Genomic DNA, 17,604 nt, shown 5'->3' on the forward strand with positions numbered 1-17,604 from the left:
AGTTCTGAGTCCTGAGTTCTGAGTTTTGCCTCAGCACTCAGTACTCAGCACTCAATAACTGATTGCTACCCTACTGAAAGGATGTGTGCATGGAAGAATGCCCAAGTTGTGGCAATTCCTCCCAAGAGGTAATGAGCTACCCCTACAGCCCGACCCTGAATAATGCTCAGAGCGCGAGGCTGAATTGCTGGTGCTACCTTCAGTTTGTTATGCGCCCAAACAATGGACTCAATCAGTTCTTGCCAGTAGCCGCGACCACTGAACAGGAACATCAAGCTGAATGCCCAAACAAAGTGAGCGCCTAAGAAGAGTAGACCATAGGCAGATAGCGCGCTGCCATAGGAATTGATGACTTGTGTAGCTTGTGCCCACAAGAAGTCTCGCAACCAACCGTTGATGGTGATGGCACTTTGGGCAAAGTTACCACCGGTGATGTGAGTCACAGCACCATCTGCATCTACGGTTCCCCACACATCTGATTGCATCTTCCAGCTGAAGTGGAAAATTACAATGGATATTGTGTTGTACATCCAGAATAGTCCGAGGAACACATGGTCCCAACCAGACACTTGACATGTACCGCCACGACCAGGACCGTCGCAGGGGAAGCGGAAGCCCAGGTTTGCTTTGTCTGGAATCAGACGAGAGCTACGGGCAAACAGTACACCTTTGAGCAGAATTAGGACAGTAACGTGGATTTGGAATGCGTGAATATGGTGGATTAAGAAGTCCGCCGTACCCAAAGCAATAGGCATCATCGCTACCTTACCGCCTACAGCCAAAATCCCACCACCGAAAGCATAGCTAACGGGTTCTAGCGCATTGGGAGCTGTGCCACCAGGAGCTAGGGTGTGGATGTTTTGTACCCACTGGGCAAACACTGGCTGCAATTGAATTGCAGTATCAGAGAACATGTCTTGGGGACGTCCCAAGGCACGCATTGTATCGTTGTGGATGTAAAGTCCAAAGCTATGGAAGCCGAGGAAGATACATACCCAGTTAAGGTGAGAAATAATCGCATCGCGGTGACGAAGCACCCGATCCAGTAAGTTGTTTTGGTTCACAACTGGATCGTAATCCCGCACCATGAATATGGCAGCGTGAGCCGCACCCCCGACTATACAGAATGCACCAATCCACATGTGGTGGGTGAAAATGCACAACTGCGTAGCATAGTCAGTTGACAAATATGGGTATGGGGGCATCGCGTACATGTGATGCGCGATGATGATGGTCAGCGAACCCAAGAAGGCCAGGTTAGTAGCCAACTGAGCGTGCCAGGATGTGGTCAGGTTTTCGTAGAGACCTTTGTGACCTTCACCGGTGAAAGGACCTTTATGGTTTTCTAGGATCTCTTTAATGCTGTGACCAATACCCCAGTTGGTACGGTACTGGTGACCAGCAACGATAAAGAGAACTGCGATCGCTAAATGGTGATGAGAAATATCAGTCATCCACAAGCTACCTGTTACCGGGTTCAGACCGCCCTTGAAGGTAAGGAAGTCAGCATACTGACCCCAGTTCAAGGTGAAGAAAGGTGCTAAACCAGCAGCAAAGCTGGGATACAGCTCGGTCAACAAGTCTTTGTTCAAGATGAACTCGTGGGGCAAGGGTATGTCTTTGAGAGCAACGCCTGCATCCAAAAGCTTGTTGGTCGGTGCGGACACGTGGATTAAGTGACCTGCCCATCCCAAGGAACCACAACCTAGCAATACTTGCAAGTGGTGATTCAGCATTGACTCCACATTCTGGAACCATTCCAGTTTGGGAGCGCGTTTGTGGTAGTGGAACCAGCCAGCAAATAGTAATAAGCCTGCTAATACCAAGCCACCGATCGCAGTTACGTAAAGCTGGAAGGAGTTTGTGATACCCCAGCCACGCCATATATAGAACAAACCAGAGGTGATTTGAATACCGTGGAAACCACCGCCAACATCACCGTTTAAAATGTCTTGTCCCACAATGGGCCAAACGACTTGAGCGCTAGGCTTAACGTTCAACGGATCGCTTAACCAAGCTTCGTAGTTAGAAAACTTCGCGCCGTGGAAAATCATCCCGCTCAACCAAACCATTATTACGGCTAAGTGGCCGAAGTGGGCTGAGAATATCTTGCGGGATATATCTTCTAAATCACTTGTATGTGTATCAAAATCATGGGCGAGTGCGTGCAGGTTCCAAATCCATGTGGTGGTTTTGGGACCTCTGGCCAAGGATCTGTCAAAGTGTCCAGGTTGCGCCCATCTCTCGAATGAGGTTGGAACTGGATCGTTATCGACGATTACTCTTGCCTTTTTTTCCTCTCGCTCCGGAGGACTTATTGTCATTCGACCTCCTCTCTTGATAAGGAATGAGGAATCATGAATACCACAAAGTTAACCATTACCGCAAATTCCATTTTGCTGAAGCCGCGATGAAGACCGATGTGGATTGTTGTTTCTCGTTGAATTATAGAGTCTTAACTTGTACTTTGTTGGAGATAGTTGGAGATATTTTAACAATAATTCAAACTTGCTGAAATATTGCTGGAATTCCTGCCTTAACTGCCTTTTAACTTGAAACTCTTTGTCCAAAAGTCAATAGATTATCCATTTAATTTACAAAGAATAACAATTTGCAAATTTTATAGTTTGGCTGTATGAGCCGATGTTCCAGCTTTTACTGCTATTACTTATGAACATTTATGTCATATTTCCATTGTTGTAAGTAAAAAGCTGTAATAAATATGACTTATTTTAAAATTATGGGATGTGAAGCAAATTTCACCTTTTGGGCTATAGTTCCCTATGGACAGTTTGAGCCAAAATAATCTGTCAATTTTCAAAGACTATCACTGGGTGCAACGCATGAACTCGTGGCAGAAAAGGGTGTTAGAGAAGCTCCTCCCTCAGAGGTTCCCGATTCTCAGGTGGGTAATGACATTGGTGCTGGTATTAAGCTTGACCAGTTGTGGCGAGAAAGCTGGCAGTCAGGAAGTATCTACTGGCAATAGAGAAAACTCTCCACAGATTTCTCAAATTTCAAAGCAATTTTCGGAAGTTTCCCCACCATCTGTTATCCAAGAACTGCGGACAATTTTGGAAGTTTATCAGCCACAAGTAACAATTCTTACTCCACAAACTGATGAAGTTCTCCAAGACAACAAAGTCACAGCTAGTTTTCAGGTTAAGGATCTACCAATATTTAAAGACCCACAATTACAACTGGGGCCCCATCTACACGTAATTCTGGATAACCAACCTTATATACCTGTTTACGATCTAAATCAGCCCTTGGTTTTGCCAGACTTATCTCCAGGTACTCATACCCTGCGAGTCTTTGCCTCCCGTCCTTGGCATGAAAGCTTTAAGAATGAAGGCGCTTATGCCCAGACAACATTTCACGTCTTCACCAAAACGGACGACAACAACCCAGATCCCAAAATACCGCTGCTAACTTACAGCCGTCCTCAAAGCAGCTACGGAGCAGAACCAATCTTACTGGACTTTTACTTAACTAACGCTCCTCTGCACCTGGTTGGCAAGGAAAACGCTAACGACGAATTCAGTGATTGGCGTATCCGCTCCACAATTAATGGTGAAAGCTTTATTTTTGATCGCTGGCAAGCAGTTTATCTAAAAGGCTTCCGTCCGGGAAAAAACTGGGTAAAACTGGAATTTCTCAATAACCAGGGAAATCCTGTCAAAAATGCCTTTAATACTACAGTTAGATTGATTGACTACCAGCCAAAGGGTAAAGATACTCTATCGAGAATTGTCAGAGGAGAACTCACAGCAGATGAGGTGCGCTCTATTGTAGACCCAAATTATAGACTTGCACCTAAACCTACACCCACGCCGTCCGTTGAAAAAACACCCCAAATACAACCGAAGGTAGAAAAACAGCCGATTCCTGAAACTGAAGTTCCAGAAAAATCCAAAATACAGCCAGAACAACCAAAGTTAGAAGTTCCAACGGCTGTACCATCTCCCACTTTGTCCCCGGCACCACCAGAATCACAGCCAGAGGTAACGCCAACTCCTGAATCAACGCCGTTACCTGAAAAAGTTGCCCCTCAGCAAACAAAATCTAGATTGGAGGGATTTTTCAATCGGCGGGCGGGCAAAGTCCCCACGACAGAAGCACCAGTTGCACCATCTCCTAGTTTGCCACCAACGCTGCCAGAGATTATTCAGTCTCCAACACCAGAACCAGAGGCAACGGTAACGCCAACTCCTGAATCAACACCGTTACCCGAAAAAGTTGCGCCTCAGCCAACAAAATCTAGATTAGGCGGATTTTTCAATCGGCGGGCGGGCAAAGTTCCCACCACAGAAGCACCAGTTGCACCATCTCCTAGTTTGCCACCGACGCTGCCAGAGATTATTCAGTCTCCAGCACCAGAAATAATTACGCCAACTGCGGAATCAACACCGTTACCTAAAACAACCGATCTAGAAAACCCAGAATTAAAAAGATATTTCAATCCCCGTCAGTTTCCAAATGCGACACCATCTCCCAGTTTGCCAGCTATACCTACCCCAGCAGAGAAGTAAAAAAATAATAGACCTCTTGCATAATAAATAAAAAACAAGAACCCCACCCCGCCAAAGCGTAGCTTTGTCTCCCTGCCCCTAATCCCCAGAGGGGGCCCCGAGTTCCCCGCAAGCGAGGAGGGGTTAGGGGTGGGGTGTTAGGGACTTTTGCAAGAGGTCTAATGATTAGTTTAAGCAAAGACACTCAACTGTAACTCTTGCGCTAAAGCCTCAATAAATGCGATCGCTACTACAGGGTTTCCGATATTATCCAACCCAGGACTGTAACAAGCGATCGCTCCCTCACCTGGTACTATTGCTACAAGCCCACCAGCAATCCCTGATTTCATCGGTAGACCAATTCTGACTGCGAACTGGGCAGAAGCTTCATACAGTCCACAAGTTAACATCACAGCATTGACAATTCGGCGGTTTTGTAATGATATACAGCCATTGTCAAAAGCTAAAAGTTTTCCTAACAGGGCTAAATCTTCAACTCGTCCAGAAATACAGCATATTTGCTCGTAGGTGTCAAGGGCTGTTTCTAGATTTTCTAGATGGCCAGCTTCGGCGAGATAATTAGCGATCGCTTCATTGGCTGTTGAGCGGGTTAATCTTACTGAAGCCAGCATCACCTCATCTAACCTTAGTTGGCAACCTGCTAATTGGTTGAGCCATTGACAAAATAAAAAAGTGCGTTGGCGAAGCCCACCGTAGGTATCGCTAGCATCCTTTCCTGGTAATTTATCAGACAGGGTAATTGCCCCACTATTAATCATAGGGTTGCGGGGATGGCCGCGATCGGCAAGCAACTGCTCTAAAGAATTGAAGGGTTTATCCGATGGTTCCACCCCAACCCACCCAAAAACTGTTTCTGCGCCAAAATGTTCTAGCAGATAAAGTAAGGAAAATGTTTTAATAACGCTCATTAGCGGAAAAACACAAGCTGTATCCCCAAAGCTGATAGTTTTTCCCGATTTACAGCAGATGTGAACTGCAAACCAACCAGGATCGGCTAAAGCTAGTTGCGAAATGCGATCGATAACTTTTCCGTGTTCAGCTTTAGTTTTCGCTTTTTGTACCCAAGCTGACAACTCTATAGTAGTTAGTCTGTCAAGTTTTTTCAAAAGTGATATCCGCTAAAACCATTTCTAGTTTATAAACTCCCTGTAATCTTTTCTATCGTTACTAATGGTGGATTGATAAGAGTTAACAGTATATCGACAACTTCACTAAAAGAAGCTGCACTCTTTAAATTTACTGATTCTACATAACCAAATCCATAGGAGGCGTGAATAAAATCAACCCCTGCTTTCATAGCTGCTAATCTATCACTTTCTGTATCTCCAATATAAATTGCTTTTTTCAAGCTATTACGCTGACAAATTGCAATGATATTTTCAGCTTTGGGTTTTTGAGTTTTGCCAAAACACTCTGAGTCTACAAAGATATCCCTAAAAGTTTTGTTTGTATTACTAGTGTTTAAAGGCATAGAAAGAAATACCTGTAAGTACCAGTACTCACAATTGCTAACTAAAAATAAGGGAAACTGACTGGACAAAGTATCTAAATATTCTGAAACTCCTTTGTATAAAGTTCCACCTCTAGTTTTTATCTCTTGCTTTTCACAGTCTTCTATTAAAAGAGAAAAATTATCAATATTTTCCTCTTCTATGCCTGGAAAAATAGTTTTTATGCACTCTATAAAAGGAAGACCACTTACCCCATTGATATCATTCTCAGTGATAGGAACTCTCTGAATATTGGCAATCTTAATTGCTTGATTCCAAGCATCTGCACATATACTAGATATATTCCAAAGAGTTCCATCTAGATCAAATATTACCCCGACCATATATAACTCCTAATAGAAACTAAGCAATTTCAATCCCTATACTACTAGTGGTCTGTCCCATTAAATATAATGGATGAAGTCATTCTTAGCTTTGCTTCCTTTGCGCTCTTTGCGTCCTTGGCGGTTCGTTCTTTTATCCCTTAGACTTAATGGGACAGACTACTAGCCAATGTCAAAGTCAGATTTAAAAGCATATCTGTTTGACCAATCTTGATGAATATATTTAACAACACTATCTTCTGTGTTTGAGCCAATTAATAATGTCGCGTAACGCTTGAGTTCAGCATCTGCGTTAGCAACTGCAATGGCATGATTAGCAATTTTGAACATTTTGATATCATTAATTTGATCGCCAAAGACTACAATCTCACTTTCCTGTAATCCATAATTTTCTACCAGACTCCGAATGGCTTGGCCTTTTGTAGCTTTGCGGTCATGAATTGTTAACCAATACCATCCCGGAGAGTATTGGTTCTCCATCAAGTGTGTCTCTACGCTAGTTTCATGTCTTTCAATAATCGCGCCTTGAAGTTCAAGCAGTTGCTGTGCGCGATCGATCGCTGTTAGACAAACAACTCGATCGCTAAAAGAAAGCGTCAAATCTTCAACTGCTCGCAATCTTCGGTCTTTGCTGGTTAGGCGATCGTTAATATGCCAATGCATTCCATCGTTGATTACATCTTTATAGTAAACACAATCTTCCGTCCCATTAAAAGTAGATACAAACGGAATACAGCCAAACTCCAGGATAAGTTTGTAAATACTTTCAACTATAGAAGGGCAAATAGAGTTAATAATTTCATGTCTACCAGAATCTAAATCAGAAATAAAAGCACCATTAAATTCGATAATTGGGAGACGAAGATTCAAACCTTTCAGTATGACTTGCATAGAAACAACGCTACGCGCACTAGCTACAGTAAACTGTAGTCCTTCATTCAAGAGTTCATAAAGTATTTTCTTACTAAATGAAGAAATAATTGCATTATCTCCAAGCAATGTACCGTCTAAATCTGAAACATACAAAGTGTTCATAAAGTCTAACTGACACTGATTGAGAGGATAATTATACTTTAAATTACGATAAATCGCTAGACTTACTGTTATATCTAATAATCAAGTTTGATTATTAGCAGATTTTAGTTTAGGCGATCTAAACTCTCGTCTCTCTTTTCGGTTAAATTATTGTGTATAACCTGTGTATAAAGACAGCAATATCTGCATAAGAACTACTCTTAATTTAAAGTTAAAGTAATAAGCTAACCTTAGCAAAGGATACTTTATGATTCCCCGTGTTAGAGCACCAGAATTACCACAAAAATACTCTTGGCTCAATACCGATAAACCCTTGTCTATTAAAGAACTCAAGGGTAGAGTCGTAATTTTAGACTTTTGGACATACTGTTGCATCAATTGTTTGCATATTCTGCCAAACCTGAAATATTTAGAACAAAAATATAAAAATAGTCTTACTGTTATTGGGGTTCACTCCGCTAAATTTGACAACGAAAAAGAAACAGAAAATATCCGCCAAGCCATTCTGCGTTACGACATTGAACATCCAGTTGTAGTTGACAAGAGTTTTCGGATTTGGGAAGAGTATGCTGTTCGTGCTTGGCCTACCTTAATCATTATTGATCCAGAAGGTTATGTGATTGGCCAAATTTCTGGTGAAGGAAACCGTGACACTTTAGACGAGTTAATTCAAAAGTTAATTCAGCAACATCAAGACAAAGGCACAATTAATTTTCAAGAAATCAGCTTGACTTTAGAAAAACAGCGCCAACCATTAATCACACCTTTAGCTTTTCCTGGTAAAGTTCTAGCTACTCAAGCAGGTTTGTTTATCGCTGACTCTGGACATCACCGCCTAGTTATGAGTAGCTTTGATGGAGAAATTTTGCACTTGATTGGCACTGGAAAATCTGGCTTAACTGATGGTAGTTTTAGCGAAGCACAATTTTTTGCACCACAGGGAATGGCATTTGATGCCGAAAATCAAATTCTTTATGTTGCTGATACAGAAAACCATGCGCTGCGGCGAGTTGATTTAAAGCGTCAAGTGGTAGAAGCGATCGCAGGAACTGGCGAACAAAGCCGCAATATCCATCCTTATGGCGGTGTTGGTTTAGAAACTGCGTTGAATTCCCCTTGGGATTTAGTAAAAGTGGGAAATATCCTGTTTATTGCAATGGCTGGGCCGCATCAAATTTGGCAAATGGATTTGGAAACAGACATCATCAAAACTTATGCTGGTACTGGTGCAGAAGCGTGTATCGATGGTTCACTTACCGAATCTGCCTTTGCTCAACCTAGTGGTATTACTAATAATGGGCAAGAATTATATATTGCTGACAGTGAAGTTAGTTCAATTCGTGGTGTGGGAATTGTAGAACCGTACCAAGTGCGAACTGTTTGCGGTAGTGGGGGTTTATTTGGTTTTGGCGATGTAGATGGACAAGGTGAAGATGTCCGTTTGCAGCACTGTTTAGGAGTGGAATACGCTCAAAATTTTATCTGGGTTGCAGATACCTATAATCATAAAATTAAATTAGTAAGTCCCAATGGTAATTGTCAAACAGTTTTGGGAGATGGTTCTGCTGGTTTACAAAATGGTCAAGGTAAAAATACTCGGTTTTTTGAACCTTCGGGATTGAGCGTTATGGATTCATATCTATATATTAGTGATACCAATAATCACGCTATCCGCCGCGTAGATTTGAACACCTTTGAGGTGACAACACTAGAGTTTAATGGGTTATGTGCGCCAGATGTTTGTATTCCGCCAAATCTATAAATTGATAATCTTATGCAGAGGCGCTGAGAAAAACTTAGCACCTTTGTGTGAGATTTTAAAGACAATAAATATTGTTGTCTAAATAACGAGCTAATCAGTTTGATTAATTGTTTTCCTCAGCTATGAAGATATTTGGTTATCTGCGAATGTCTTTTCCACTTTCAGATAGTCAGTAAGCGTAACTACCTGAAAATGGAAAAATCCACATTTTCAAATCTACCTTCCACTATTTATTCAGCAGGTAAATTGTATTTGAGCCTATGGTGTAAATTGAAATACGGTTCCTTGTCCAGAAGCACCACCAGTAGAGGCGGTACCGTAAAATGCACCATTAGCAAGTTGAATCAGGGTAGACTCCGGCGTTGCCCCATTCGTGCCATTAAAACTAAATAACAAAGTGATGGTTCCTCCAGCCAACCGATAGATGGCTCCTTTATTATTTGCACCACCTGTAGAAGTTGTCCCATAGAAGTTACCGTCACTTCCTTTTGTGAGTGCAGCTGTAGGATTGGCCCCATTGCTACCATTAAAACTGGCAACTAAAACTGGTGTACCGCCACCAAGCGGAACCTTGAATATAGCTCCTTTATTACTGGCTCCACCTAGAGAAGTCGTGCCATAGATAAATTTATCAGATTCAATTAATCCAGACTGGGGATTTTGCCCATTAGCACCACTAAAGCTATATGAAGTTATTACTCCTGCGGGAGTTAACTTGAATATCACACCTTTATTAGTTGCTCCACCTGTTGAGGCGGTGCCATAGTAGTTTTTGTCACTAGCTAATTGCAACCTTGCTAATGGAGTTGCTCCATTAGTACCGTTGAAGTTAACTACAACAGTGGGGACACCACCAGTTAGCGGAATCTTGAATACAGTTCCTTTACTGTTGACCCCACCGGCAGAAGTTATCCCCCACAAATTGCCATCGCTACCTGAAATCAATCGGCCTGCTGGGTTGGCTCCATTAGTGTTATTGAAATTTAAAAGAGTTGTCGGAGTTGTAAAAGTTGTTTTTTCTAACTTAAACAACGTACCGAGGTTGTTTATACCACCGATAGAGGTTGCACCATATAGATTGTCATCACTTGCCTGGAATAATCTAGCAATTGGGTTAGTTCCATTGGTTCCAATGAAGTTAACTAGTGTAGTCAGAGTACTAAAATTAGAACCAGTTAATTTGAATGCTGTTCCTTTACTTTGCGAACCACCTGCGGAAGTGGTTCCATAAAGATTGCCATCCTTCCCTGCAAGCACACCTGCTTTTGGGTTCGCTCCATTAGTACCGTTGAAATTTACAACAGTTGTTAATGTTTGTGCAAAAGCTTGTTGCAAGGGTAATACTAATGGAGACACCAACACAGCCAGAGAAGTTAAAATCAATACGCTATTTTTGCTTTGACGTTGTTTGCACAGATTCATCTTATTCACTTAACTCCTACAAAAATTTGCTCAGACACGAACCCGAAATAAATCTCCAACCTAGCCTTCTCCTGACGGAGACGCTACGCGTAGCTTGCTTCTACGAAGTGGTACAAAAACTGCTGCGCCAAACGTAGTTTAAGTGTGGTTAAAGTTGATTCTTGTACGGATGCAATAAACTATGGAGTGCAGAACTTTGCACTCCTCAAGAGATATGTATTCCATACAATTGAAATAGCTAGAATGGCTTAACCTAACCGAATTTATAGTACCTATTACAAATTAGTTGTGATAGGTACTATAAATTAGTTATTTAAACTAGCTTTTAGCGAGAACTCACCATGAATTTTGGTATAGTCTTGGTCAGGAATAATTTATAAATCCTCTGACTGCCTATACCGCAATGGCTGTATTCACACTTAAGTTAATTGCGGAAAATGAGATCGTTAATGATATCGCTCAGAAACATAACATACTCATTATTTTTTAGATGTCGTGAGCAACACAAAAAAGTTAAATTTAACTTTTACCTCTGCGATCGCAATATTTTGTCCAAAAGAAGAGCAAGGATTGATGTAGTAGAGTTATCGTCTCTTACAACTACAATCAAAAACTACAAGCAGCCTATGCCCGATATCTTAATCACTGCGGAAGATGACGTGTGTCACGGCTTTAGCCTAACGCGCCCCTATATAACTGATTTGTGTACGCTGAATATTTGTATTCCGCCGAATTTACTCAGATGATAACCTTACGCAAAAGCACAAATGGTCAAAAAAACTTTGCGTCTGGAGCATCTAAATGTGAAATTTTAAAGAAGATTTTGTAGAGCGATCGCTTATATGCAATTAGTAATTTTTGATATTGATGGTACACTAACAAATACTTACAAAATTGATGAAAATTGTTTTGTACGTGCTTTTGCATTAGAATTTGGCATTTTTGGTATAAATACAAATTGGGCTGAATATACATACACCACAGATTCTGGAATTACCCAGCAAATTTTCCAAGAAAAATTAGAACGTCTTCCTTAAAATGAAGAGTTAGTCAGAATCAAAGCACGTTTTGTTAGTCTACTCCAGGAAGCGTTTATTAACAATCAAGACTTATTTAGCGAAATTCCTGGTTCTGCAAATGTATTAGCTAAATTGCAGTTAGATCCTGCTTGGTGTGTCGCGATCGCAACTGGTGCTTGGCGCGAATCTGCTAAACTAAAACTTCAAAAAGCTAACTTACAAATAGAAGGCATTCCCTTCGCTTCAGCTAATGATGCACTTTCCCGAGAAGATATTGTTAAAAAAGCTATTATCAAAGCAAAGAATATTTATCAAGTTGAGGAATTTCAGAAAGTAGTTTTTGTAGGTGATGGTGTTTGGGATGTAAAAGTAGCCTATCAGTTGAGTATTGCTTTTATTGGAATAGGTGATAATAACTTAACAAATGTAGGTGCGACAAAAGTAATTAAAGATTTTACAAATTTAGAAGATTTCCCGAAAATATTACAATCCGCAGCAATTCCTAGATTTTCTATGAACACCATCCTCCACATTACCAAACGCCAACAATGGGAACAAGCAAAAAATATTGGTAAATATCGCGCTGATTCGTTAAATAGTGAAGGTTTTATCCATTCTTCAAAATCCACGCAAATACTTAAGGTTGCAAAGAGATTTTTTGAAAATCAAAAAGAATTGGTACTACTTTTTATTGATTCTGATAAAGTACAAGCTGAAATCCGCTATGAACCTGCTGAAATAGGCGAATTATTTCCTCATATTTATGGTGCGTTAAATATTGATGCTGTGTACCAAGTGATTGATTTTGAAGCTGGGGAAGATGGTTCTTTTGAGTTGCCGCAAGAAGTTATAGATTTAGAATAAGGTTTTGAAACCCACTTCCGTGACTTTTGTCTGTGTAGGTGCAGTTTATAACCGCTGTGCCCCTACAAGAAATCTATATGTATGAGGATTTGGGTGAAATAGTATGACTCCTGAATTCTGCTGTCTTAATCGATTTAGCCAATTCCGAAGCCCAACTATAAGCATTCCGCGCTTTACTTAAAGAAAGGGAATCAATATAGAGTAATTGTGACCGAATTTAATTTACAAATCCAAGAAAATAGCGATCGCTTGTCAACTCCACTGGAGGATGCAGCGCCTAGCTTACTTCCCTTCAGGGATAAGATACACTGCGTTAACACTAAAAGCAACGATCGCCTTGACCGTTATCTTTCCCAAGAACTACCAGACTTATCCCGTTCCCGCATTCAACAGTTAATCGAACAGGGTAACGTCCAACTTAACGATCGAGTTTGCACATCTAAGAAGATCAATGTCAAGATAGGCGATCGCATCACTCTTGAAATACCAGAAGCGCAACCTTTAGAACTGCTAGCAGAAGATATCCCCTTAGATATCCTCTACGAAGACGACCAGTTACTTATTCTCAACAAACCCGCAGGCTTAGTTGTCCATCCCGCACCCGGTCATCCAGATGGCACTTTGGTAAATGCCTTATTGGCTCACTGTCCCAATTTACCAGGAATTGGGGGAGTCCAACGTCCGGGAATCGTCCATCGATTAGATAAGGATACAACGGGTGCGATCGCGATCGCTAAAACAGAAGTTGCCCATCATCACCTACAAGCCCAACTCAAAGCTAAAACCGCCCGGAGAGAATACTTGGGCGTGGTTTACGGTGCGCCGAAAGTTGAAAGTGGCACAATTGACTTGCCCATTGGTCGCCATCCTCAAGACCGCAAGAAAATGGCGATTATGCCTGTTGAACAAGGCGGACGATCTGCCGTCACTCATTGGCAAGTACTAGAACGCCTCGGTAACTTTACTTTAATCCACTTTCAACTAGAAACTGGACGCACCCATCAAATTCGCGTCCACAGCGCCAAAATGGGTCATCCCATTGTCGGCGACCCAGTTTATAGTTCTGGTCATTCAGTGGGGGTAAATTTGCCCGGTCAAGCACTGCACGCTTGGCGACTAAAATTGCAGCATCCCGTATCTGGAGAGTTGATTGAGGTGACTGCAAACCCTCCCAGCCACTTTACAAAACTTGTGGAGATGTTAAAAAGACGAACTGCACTTTAACTTTAAGCTTGGGCATTGACAAAAAAACCATGCCCTATGCCCATTAACAACTAGCGTGCATCAGACATGGGATAGAGTCTGTTCCACTAGTTATACCTAAATGAAACTCCTACATAACCCAAGACTTATGCACGCTATAAAACAATCAAAGCGATGACTAGCCAGCCGTCAACCAAAAATTGTTACTTAATTCCAGCTAACTGGCGATAAGGTACAGACTTTTCGATATCGATGTTGAATGACGAGATTCTTTGTGGCGGATTGCCAGTTGCATTGACACTTTGTGCCATAGACAAAAATAGAGCTGGATCGCCAGCTTTGGGTTTTTGCTCTTGTGGAAGGAATCTGCGTACTTCGACCTGCCAAATGATTTGGGGGAAACCCAATTTGGTACGGTGGTAATCTTCGTATCGCGGAGATTTGATGTTAAATGGTAACTCACCTGTAGATTGAGATGGTAGTATCCGACGGCGCTGATAGGGCACTGTGGAATATCCAAAATTGCTCAGGTACTCTTCAGTGTTGAGAACTTCATCAACAAAGCCGACAATACCCTTGGTAGCGACTACGATTGACCAAGCGATTTTTTCCCGCTCGTTGTATGGGTCGCGTCCTAGAACGCGCTGAATTACTTGCTCAACAAAGCGATAATTATTGTTGAGGTCGTAGAAGCTTCTCTTAAAGGTATCGGAAAGCACCAACCCACGAACAAAGTCTCGCACTGTAATTTGTCCATTACGGAGTTGAGACTCTAAATATGTTTCGCGATCGGCAGCAAAAGCATAAAAGAAAAGTTGACGATATGCTGCTTCGATCAGATCGCCTAAATCTGATGGAGACAGGATATTGTCTGTATTAAAAATCCTGGGCTGTTCATCACCCGGTACTTCATATCCAGCTACACGCTGGTTTTGACTTGAAGGTTCATATTCTAACAGAGGAATTGCCATTCTAAAGCCTCCATGTTCTTAATTAAAGTTAACAACTTTAAATCACATATTAAGGGAGTAGTTGTATCAGAACCTCAAGATTCTGATAAAATTTCACGAAACTTAACTAAGGTGATTTTAAGTGTTGGGTATGAAAAACGATTAGCGCAGTGGATTCAACTCATAGCTAATCAATAAAAAAGTGTGCAACTTCCAGCTTAATAATTACTGTAAATGACTAAAAAACTTTAATTCACATATTTCAGATTAGAATATTTAGTTTCACTTTTTTTAACTGAAGCAATAAAATTTAACATTTAGCAAAAGAAATTAATGGGGGATTGGGCATAGGGCATAGTTTTTTATCTCCCTGCCAACGCTCGCGGACTCGCTACCGCTGCGCTATCCTGCCCCCTTCAGTGACCTATCCAAAATTCCAGGGGATCTATAGTTGATTTACAGTAAGGCCAACTACGCAAAGTTGCTTCCATCCCTGCTTCCCAATAGGGAGGTTCTAATCCCAGTCCCAAACATAGATGAGATAGGATACTAGCAAATTGCTGATTGTGACCAAAGTCTGCTAGATGGGCATGGGCGTATTCATGGACGACTACGCCAAACCAGTCTCTAGGTGCAATTCGACCGACATCTACCAAAATAGTGATGGGGTTTGTGAGAATGTTACACAGCCCATCTATGCCGAAGGATTGAGCTATGGGTACTGCAAAAATTTGGATGTGGCGACGCTCTTGGGGATGAAAGCATTCATGACAAAGCTCTAGATAGGCGTTTATCTGAGTGTTAACAGTGTTAATATTTTCGCCGATCCAAGTGCAAATGGGGATGCGATCGCGCAAGTTATCAAACACATCCACCATACCCGGTTCTAGCGCGAGTCCCTGCACCAGATGCAGATAATCTCGCCCACGAGTAAAAGCATCACTCTGCTTGAGATAATTCACCAGCCCAAAACTGAATAAAATTGTCTTTTTTCCAAAACATCCGCCCCTTGTCTTTCTGTTACTTCTTCTGTGCTGGAAACTTCGACAGAAGGATCAATGCGGGTTTCAGTACAAAATGATGCAGTGCTAAAGCCGCCAAACCGTTTGACTGTACTGGTTCGCAGTCGCATATTTGGGCTGGCAAACCAGAATCGCTCAATGGAACTCATTGTTTCGTATTCGGTTGTTAGCACTAGTCCGTCTTCATCATCCATGTGAAAAAGACCAACTACAGGCACAATTTCGGCGTAGCCTCTTTCGCGGAGTAATTTACCTTGCCTGGGATTATCACGATCGGGCACGATCGCAAATATGGTTTTTCCCTGATGGTTATCCTCACCCTCTCTATCCCAAGCCATTGTCCCTAGCCAACGCACACGCGACCCTCCTACTGAAAGGCTGGGGTCAATCTCATGATACTGGCACAGTTCAATGATTTCTGGATGATCGGCATCGAGAGTTTCTACCTGTATATCTGATTCTCCCGTCTCTGAGCGCTTGAATGCCAGATGATGAGTTGCACGTTGCGATCGCCACTTACCAGCACTTAGCTGAAAAAATTTCATTGCGTCTATCAATCTTCTGACTCCTACTTATTACTCCTGCGGATGATGTTTACCTTGTTCTTTTTTTTTAAAGTTATTGGTATATAAACATTCTAAACATTACAGCGATTTGTGGTCAGCTTCAATAAACTTCCTGCAAAAGGAGAGTTATAGACGTATTGTTATCTAATTGTAAACTTTTATGAGTATGACTTGTTATGGCTTGACAACGTAGACATTTTAATATCTCAGTGCTAAAATAGTGGAAAGCGATGTCTACGACAGCCTACGCCCTCACACTAGCGGTAATAAAAAATACCCTTCGATTCAGTTAATCCGAGGAGTGAATGATGGACTTTCCAATCGAACTAACTTTAGAGCAACAATTTCGTTTACAAAATTTAAAAGACCAGGTAAAGAATTTGAGCCAAGAAGAGGCTCAGGAATTTTTGTTAGAAGTCTTACGGCAGATGATGGTGAAAGATAATTTGGTCAAACATCTGCTTAAACAAGCTTGATCGAGTAAAAAATAAAATTATTTCTTTAAGACTTACGCAGTGGCCGAGTTCCCTTGAAATGCGTAAGTCTTAATTTTTTTGCCCAATTTAGGCTAAATTTGACTTTTTTGTGAGGCTAGCCAAGCTACAGATAAATATTACAGATTGTTACTTTGTCTCTCATAGTAAAGACTAGGGTACTATTGATCCCCTATGTTTTTGTTTGGCTACTCGCAGTTAATCTGATTGAGAACACGCCAAAAATAATATCCGCCATTTGTGAATATTAAGGAGAACTCATGGTTCTTGATGCTTTTTCCAGAGCTGTAATTGCGGCTGATGCTAAAACCGCTCCTATCGGTGGTGCTGACTTAGCAGCCCTCAAAAATTTCATTGCTGAAGGCAACAAGCGCCTTGATGCAGTTAATGCGATCGCCAGCAACGCTAGCTGTGCAGTTTCTGATGCCATTGCTGGGATTGCTTGTGAAAACACAGGTTTGCTTCAAGCTGGTGGTAACTTGTACCCCACTCGCCGGATGGCTGCCTGCCTGCGTGATGCTGAAATCGTTCTACGCTATGTAACCTATGCGTTGTTGGCTGGCGATTCTTCCGTATTGGACGATCGTGCTTTGAACGGTCTGAAAGAAACCTACACAGCTTTGGGCGTACCTACTGGATCTTCTGTACGAGCTTTCCAAATCCTGAAGGCGATCAGCGTCGCTCACATCACCAACACCAACACTGAAGCTAACGCTGGCAAAAGATTCCGCAAGCTGGAAACTCCTCAAGGCGACTGCTCTGCTCTAGCTGCTGAAGCTGCTAGCTACTTCGATCGCGTTATTTCTGCTTTGAGCTAATTGCTAATCTTTAACGGCTAAAGCCTATTAGTCAAGCCAACTGAAATATAAAACCCGATCAAATCTAATCTGGAGTATAAAAA

The 17,604-nt window shown here is 41.7% G+C and carries 15 protein-coding genes; 7 read left to right on the top strand and 8 right to left on the bottom strand.

Features of this window, described 5'->3' with window-relative positions; genetic code table 11:
* Positions 1–65 precede the first annotated feature (65 nt).
* Complete coding sequence (psaA, locus tag V7L01_RS21190; protein WP_335038096.1) at positions 66–2,324, bottom strand: photosystem I core protein PsaA; 2,259 nt, start codon at positions 2,322–2,324, stop codon at positions 66–68.
* Positions 2,325–2,843: 519 nt separating this feature from the next.
* Between psaA and V7L01_RS21195 the strand changes: the two genes are divergently transcribed.
* The gene (locus V7L01_RS21195) at positions 2,844–4,532 is read left to right on the top strand and encodes a hypothetical protein (RefSeq protein ID WP_442937006.1); all 1,689 of its coding nucleotides are present in this window, start codon (positions 2,844–2,846) and stop codon (positions 4,530–4,532) included.
* Positions 4,533–4,702: 170 nt separating this feature from the next.
* Here V7L01_RS21195 and V7L01_RS21200 read toward each other — a convergent pair whose 3' ends face one another.
* The 3 genes from V7L01_RS21200 to V7L01_RS21210 all read right to left on the bottom strand — a co-directional run bounded on the left by V7L01_RS21200 (position 4,703) and on the right by V7L01_RS21210 (position 7,401).
* Positions 4,703–5,638, bottom strand: a complete 936-nt coding sequence (locus V7L01_RS21200) for a glutaminase (protein ID WP_335038099.1) — start codon at positions 5,636–5,638, stop codon at positions 4,703–4,705.
* Between the two features lie 29 nt (positions 5,639–5,667).
* Complete coding sequence (locus V7L01_RS21205) at positions 5,668–6,366, bottom strand: HAD family hydrolase (protein ID WP_335038101.1); 699 nt, start codon at positions 6,364–6,366, stop codon at positions 5,668–5,670.
* 162 nt (positions 6,367–6,528) lie between these two features.
* Complete coding sequence (locus V7L01_RS21210) at positions 6,529–7,401, bottom strand: HAD family hydrolase (protein WP_335038103.1); 873 nt, start codon at positions 7,399–7,401, stop codon at positions 6,529–6,531.
* Between the two features lie 247 nt (positions 7,402–7,648).
* On the opposite strand from V7L01_RS21210, the gene V7L01_RS21215 reads away from it, so the two are divergent.
* Positions 7,649–9,163, top strand: coding sequence for a thioredoxin-like domain-containing protein (locus tag V7L01_RS21215; RefSeq protein ID WP_335038104.1), 1,515 nt, complete (start codon positions 7,649–7,651; stop codon positions 9,161–9,163).
* 258 nt (positions 9,164–9,421) lie between these two features.
* On the opposite strand, the gene V7L01_RS21220 is transcribed toward V7L01_RS21215, so the two are convergent.
* Positions 9,422–10,585, bottom strand: a complete 1,164-nt coding sequence (locus V7L01_RS21220) for a choice-of-anchor tandem repeat GloVer-containing protein (RefSeq protein ID WP_335038106.1) — start codon at positions 10,583–10,585, stop codon at positions 9,422–9,424.
* A gap of 842 nt (positions 10,586–11,427) precedes the next feature.
* Between V7L01_RS21220 and V7L01_RS21225 the strand changes: the two genes are divergently transcribed.
* From V7L01_RS21225 to V7L01_RS21235, 3 genes are all read left to right on the top strand, one after another.
* Entirely contained in the window at positions 11,428–11,622 is a 195-nt protein-coding gene (locus V7L01_RS21225; RefSeq protein WP_335038108.1) for a hypothetical protein, read from the top strand.
* Positions 11,623–12,117: 495 nt separating this feature from the next.
* Positions 12,118–12,468: a DUF952 domain-containing protein gene (locus V7L01_RS21230; protein ID WP_335038456.1), complete on the top strand. Its 351-nt coding sequence runs from the start codon at positions 12,118–12,120 to the stop codon at positions 12,466–12,468.
* 261 nt (positions 12,469–12,729) lie between these two features.
* Positions 12,730–13,692, top strand: a complete 963-nt coding sequence (locus V7L01_RS21235) for an RluA family pseudouridine synthase (protein WP_442937007.1) — start codon at positions 12,730–12,732, stop codon at positions 13,690–13,692.
* A 182-nt stretch (positions 13,693–13,874) separates the two neighbouring features.
* Here the strand turns inward: V7L01_RS21235 and V7L01_RS21240 are convergent, their stop codons facing one another.
* From V7L01_RS21240 to V7L01_RS21250, 3 genes are all read right to left on the bottom strand, one after another.
* Positions 13,875–14,642, bottom strand: a complete 768-nt coding sequence (locus tag V7L01_RS21240) for a phycobilisome rod-core linker polypeptide (protein WP_335038111.1) — start codon at positions 14,640–14,642, stop codon at positions 13,875–13,877.
* A gap of 395 nt (positions 14,643–15,037) precedes the next feature.
* Positions 15,038–15,583: a hypothetical protein gene (locus V7L01_RS21245; RefSeq protein ID WP_335038113.1), complete on the bottom strand. Its 546-nt coding sequence runs from the start codon at positions 15,581–15,583 to the stop codon at positions 15,038–15,040.
* Positions 15,580–16,197 carry a phycobiliprotein lyase gene (locus V7L01_RS21250; protein WP_335038460.1) on the bottom strand — a complete coding sequence of 206 codons (618 nt, stop codon included), beginning with the start codon at positions 16,195–16,197 and terminating at the stop codon, positions 15,580–15,582. Before V7L01_RS21250 ends, V7L01_RS21245 begins: the two co-directional genes overlap by 4 nt.
* A 320-nt stretch (positions 16,198–16,517) precedes the next feature.
* Here V7L01_RS21250 and V7L01_RS21255 point away from each other — a divergent pair, with 320 nt between their 5' ends.
* Positions 16,518–16,685 carry an NblA/ycf18 family protein gene (locus V7L01_RS21255; protein ID WP_190893002.1) on the top strand — a complete coding sequence of 56 codons (168 nt, stop codon included), beginning with the start codon at positions 16,518–16,520 and terminating at the stop codon, positions 16,683–16,685.
* Between the two features lie 278 nt (positions 16,686–16,963).
* Positions 16,964–17,521, top strand: a complete 558-nt coding sequence (locus V7L01_RS21260) for a bleomycin hydrolase (RefSeq protein WP_190892740.1) — start codon at positions 16,964–16,966, stop codon at positions 17,519–17,521.
* Positions 17,522–17,604 lie beyond the last annotated feature (83 nt).

Source organism: Nostoc sp., from assembly GCF_036917095.1.
In the GTDB taxonomy this organism is placed as follows: domain Bacteria; phylum Cyanobacteriota; class Cyanobacteriia; order Cyanobacteriales; family Nostocaceae; genus Nostoc.

Excerpts from the sequence above, each read along its gene's own strand:
- psaA (WP_335038096.1), bottom strand. The coding sequence starts at position 2,324 with ATGACAATAAGTCCTCCGGAGCGAGAGGAAAAAAAGGCAAGAGTAATC.
- V7L01_RS21195 (WP_442937006.1), top strand. The coding sequence starts at position 2,844 with ATGAACTCGTGGCAGAAAAGGGTGTTAGAGAAGCTCCTCCCTCAGAGG.
- V7L01_RS21205 (WP_335038101.1), bottom strand. The coding sequence starts at position 6,366 with ATGGTCGGGGTAATATTTGATCTAGATGGAACTCTTTGGAATATATCT.
- V7L01_RS21210 (WP_335038103.1), bottom strand. The coding sequence starts at position 7,401 with ATGAACACTTTGTATGTTTCAGATTTAGACGGTACATTGCTTGGAGAT.
- V7L01_RS21215 (WP_335038104.1), top strand. The coding sequence starts at position 7,649 with ATGATTCCCCGTGTTAGAGCACCAGAATTACCACAAAAATACTCTTGG.
- V7L01_RS21220 (WP_335038106.1), bottom strand. The coding sequence starts at position 10,585 with ATGAATCTGTGCAAACAACGTCAAAGCAAAAATAGCGTATTGATTTTA.
- V7L01_RS21225 (WP_335038108.1), top strand. The coding sequence starts at position 11,428 with ATGCAATTAGTAATTTTTGATATTGATGGTACACTAACAAATACTTAC.
- V7L01_RS21230 (WP_335038456.1), top strand. The coding sequence starts at position 12,118 with ATGAACACCATCCTCCACATTACCAAACGCCAACAATGGGAACAAGCA.
- V7L01_RS21240 (WP_335038111.1), bottom strand. The coding sequence starts at position 14,642 with ATGGCAATTCCTCTGTTAGAATATGAACCTTCAAGTCAAAACCAGCGT.
- V7L01_RS21255 (WP_190893002.1), top strand. The coding sequence starts at position 16,518 with ATGGACTTTCCAATCGAACTAACTTTAGAGCAACAATTTCGTTTACAA.
- V7L01_RS21260 (WP_190892740.1), top strand. The coding sequence starts at position 16,964 with ATGGTTCTTGATGCTTTTTCCAGAGCTGTAATTGCGGCTGATGCTAAA.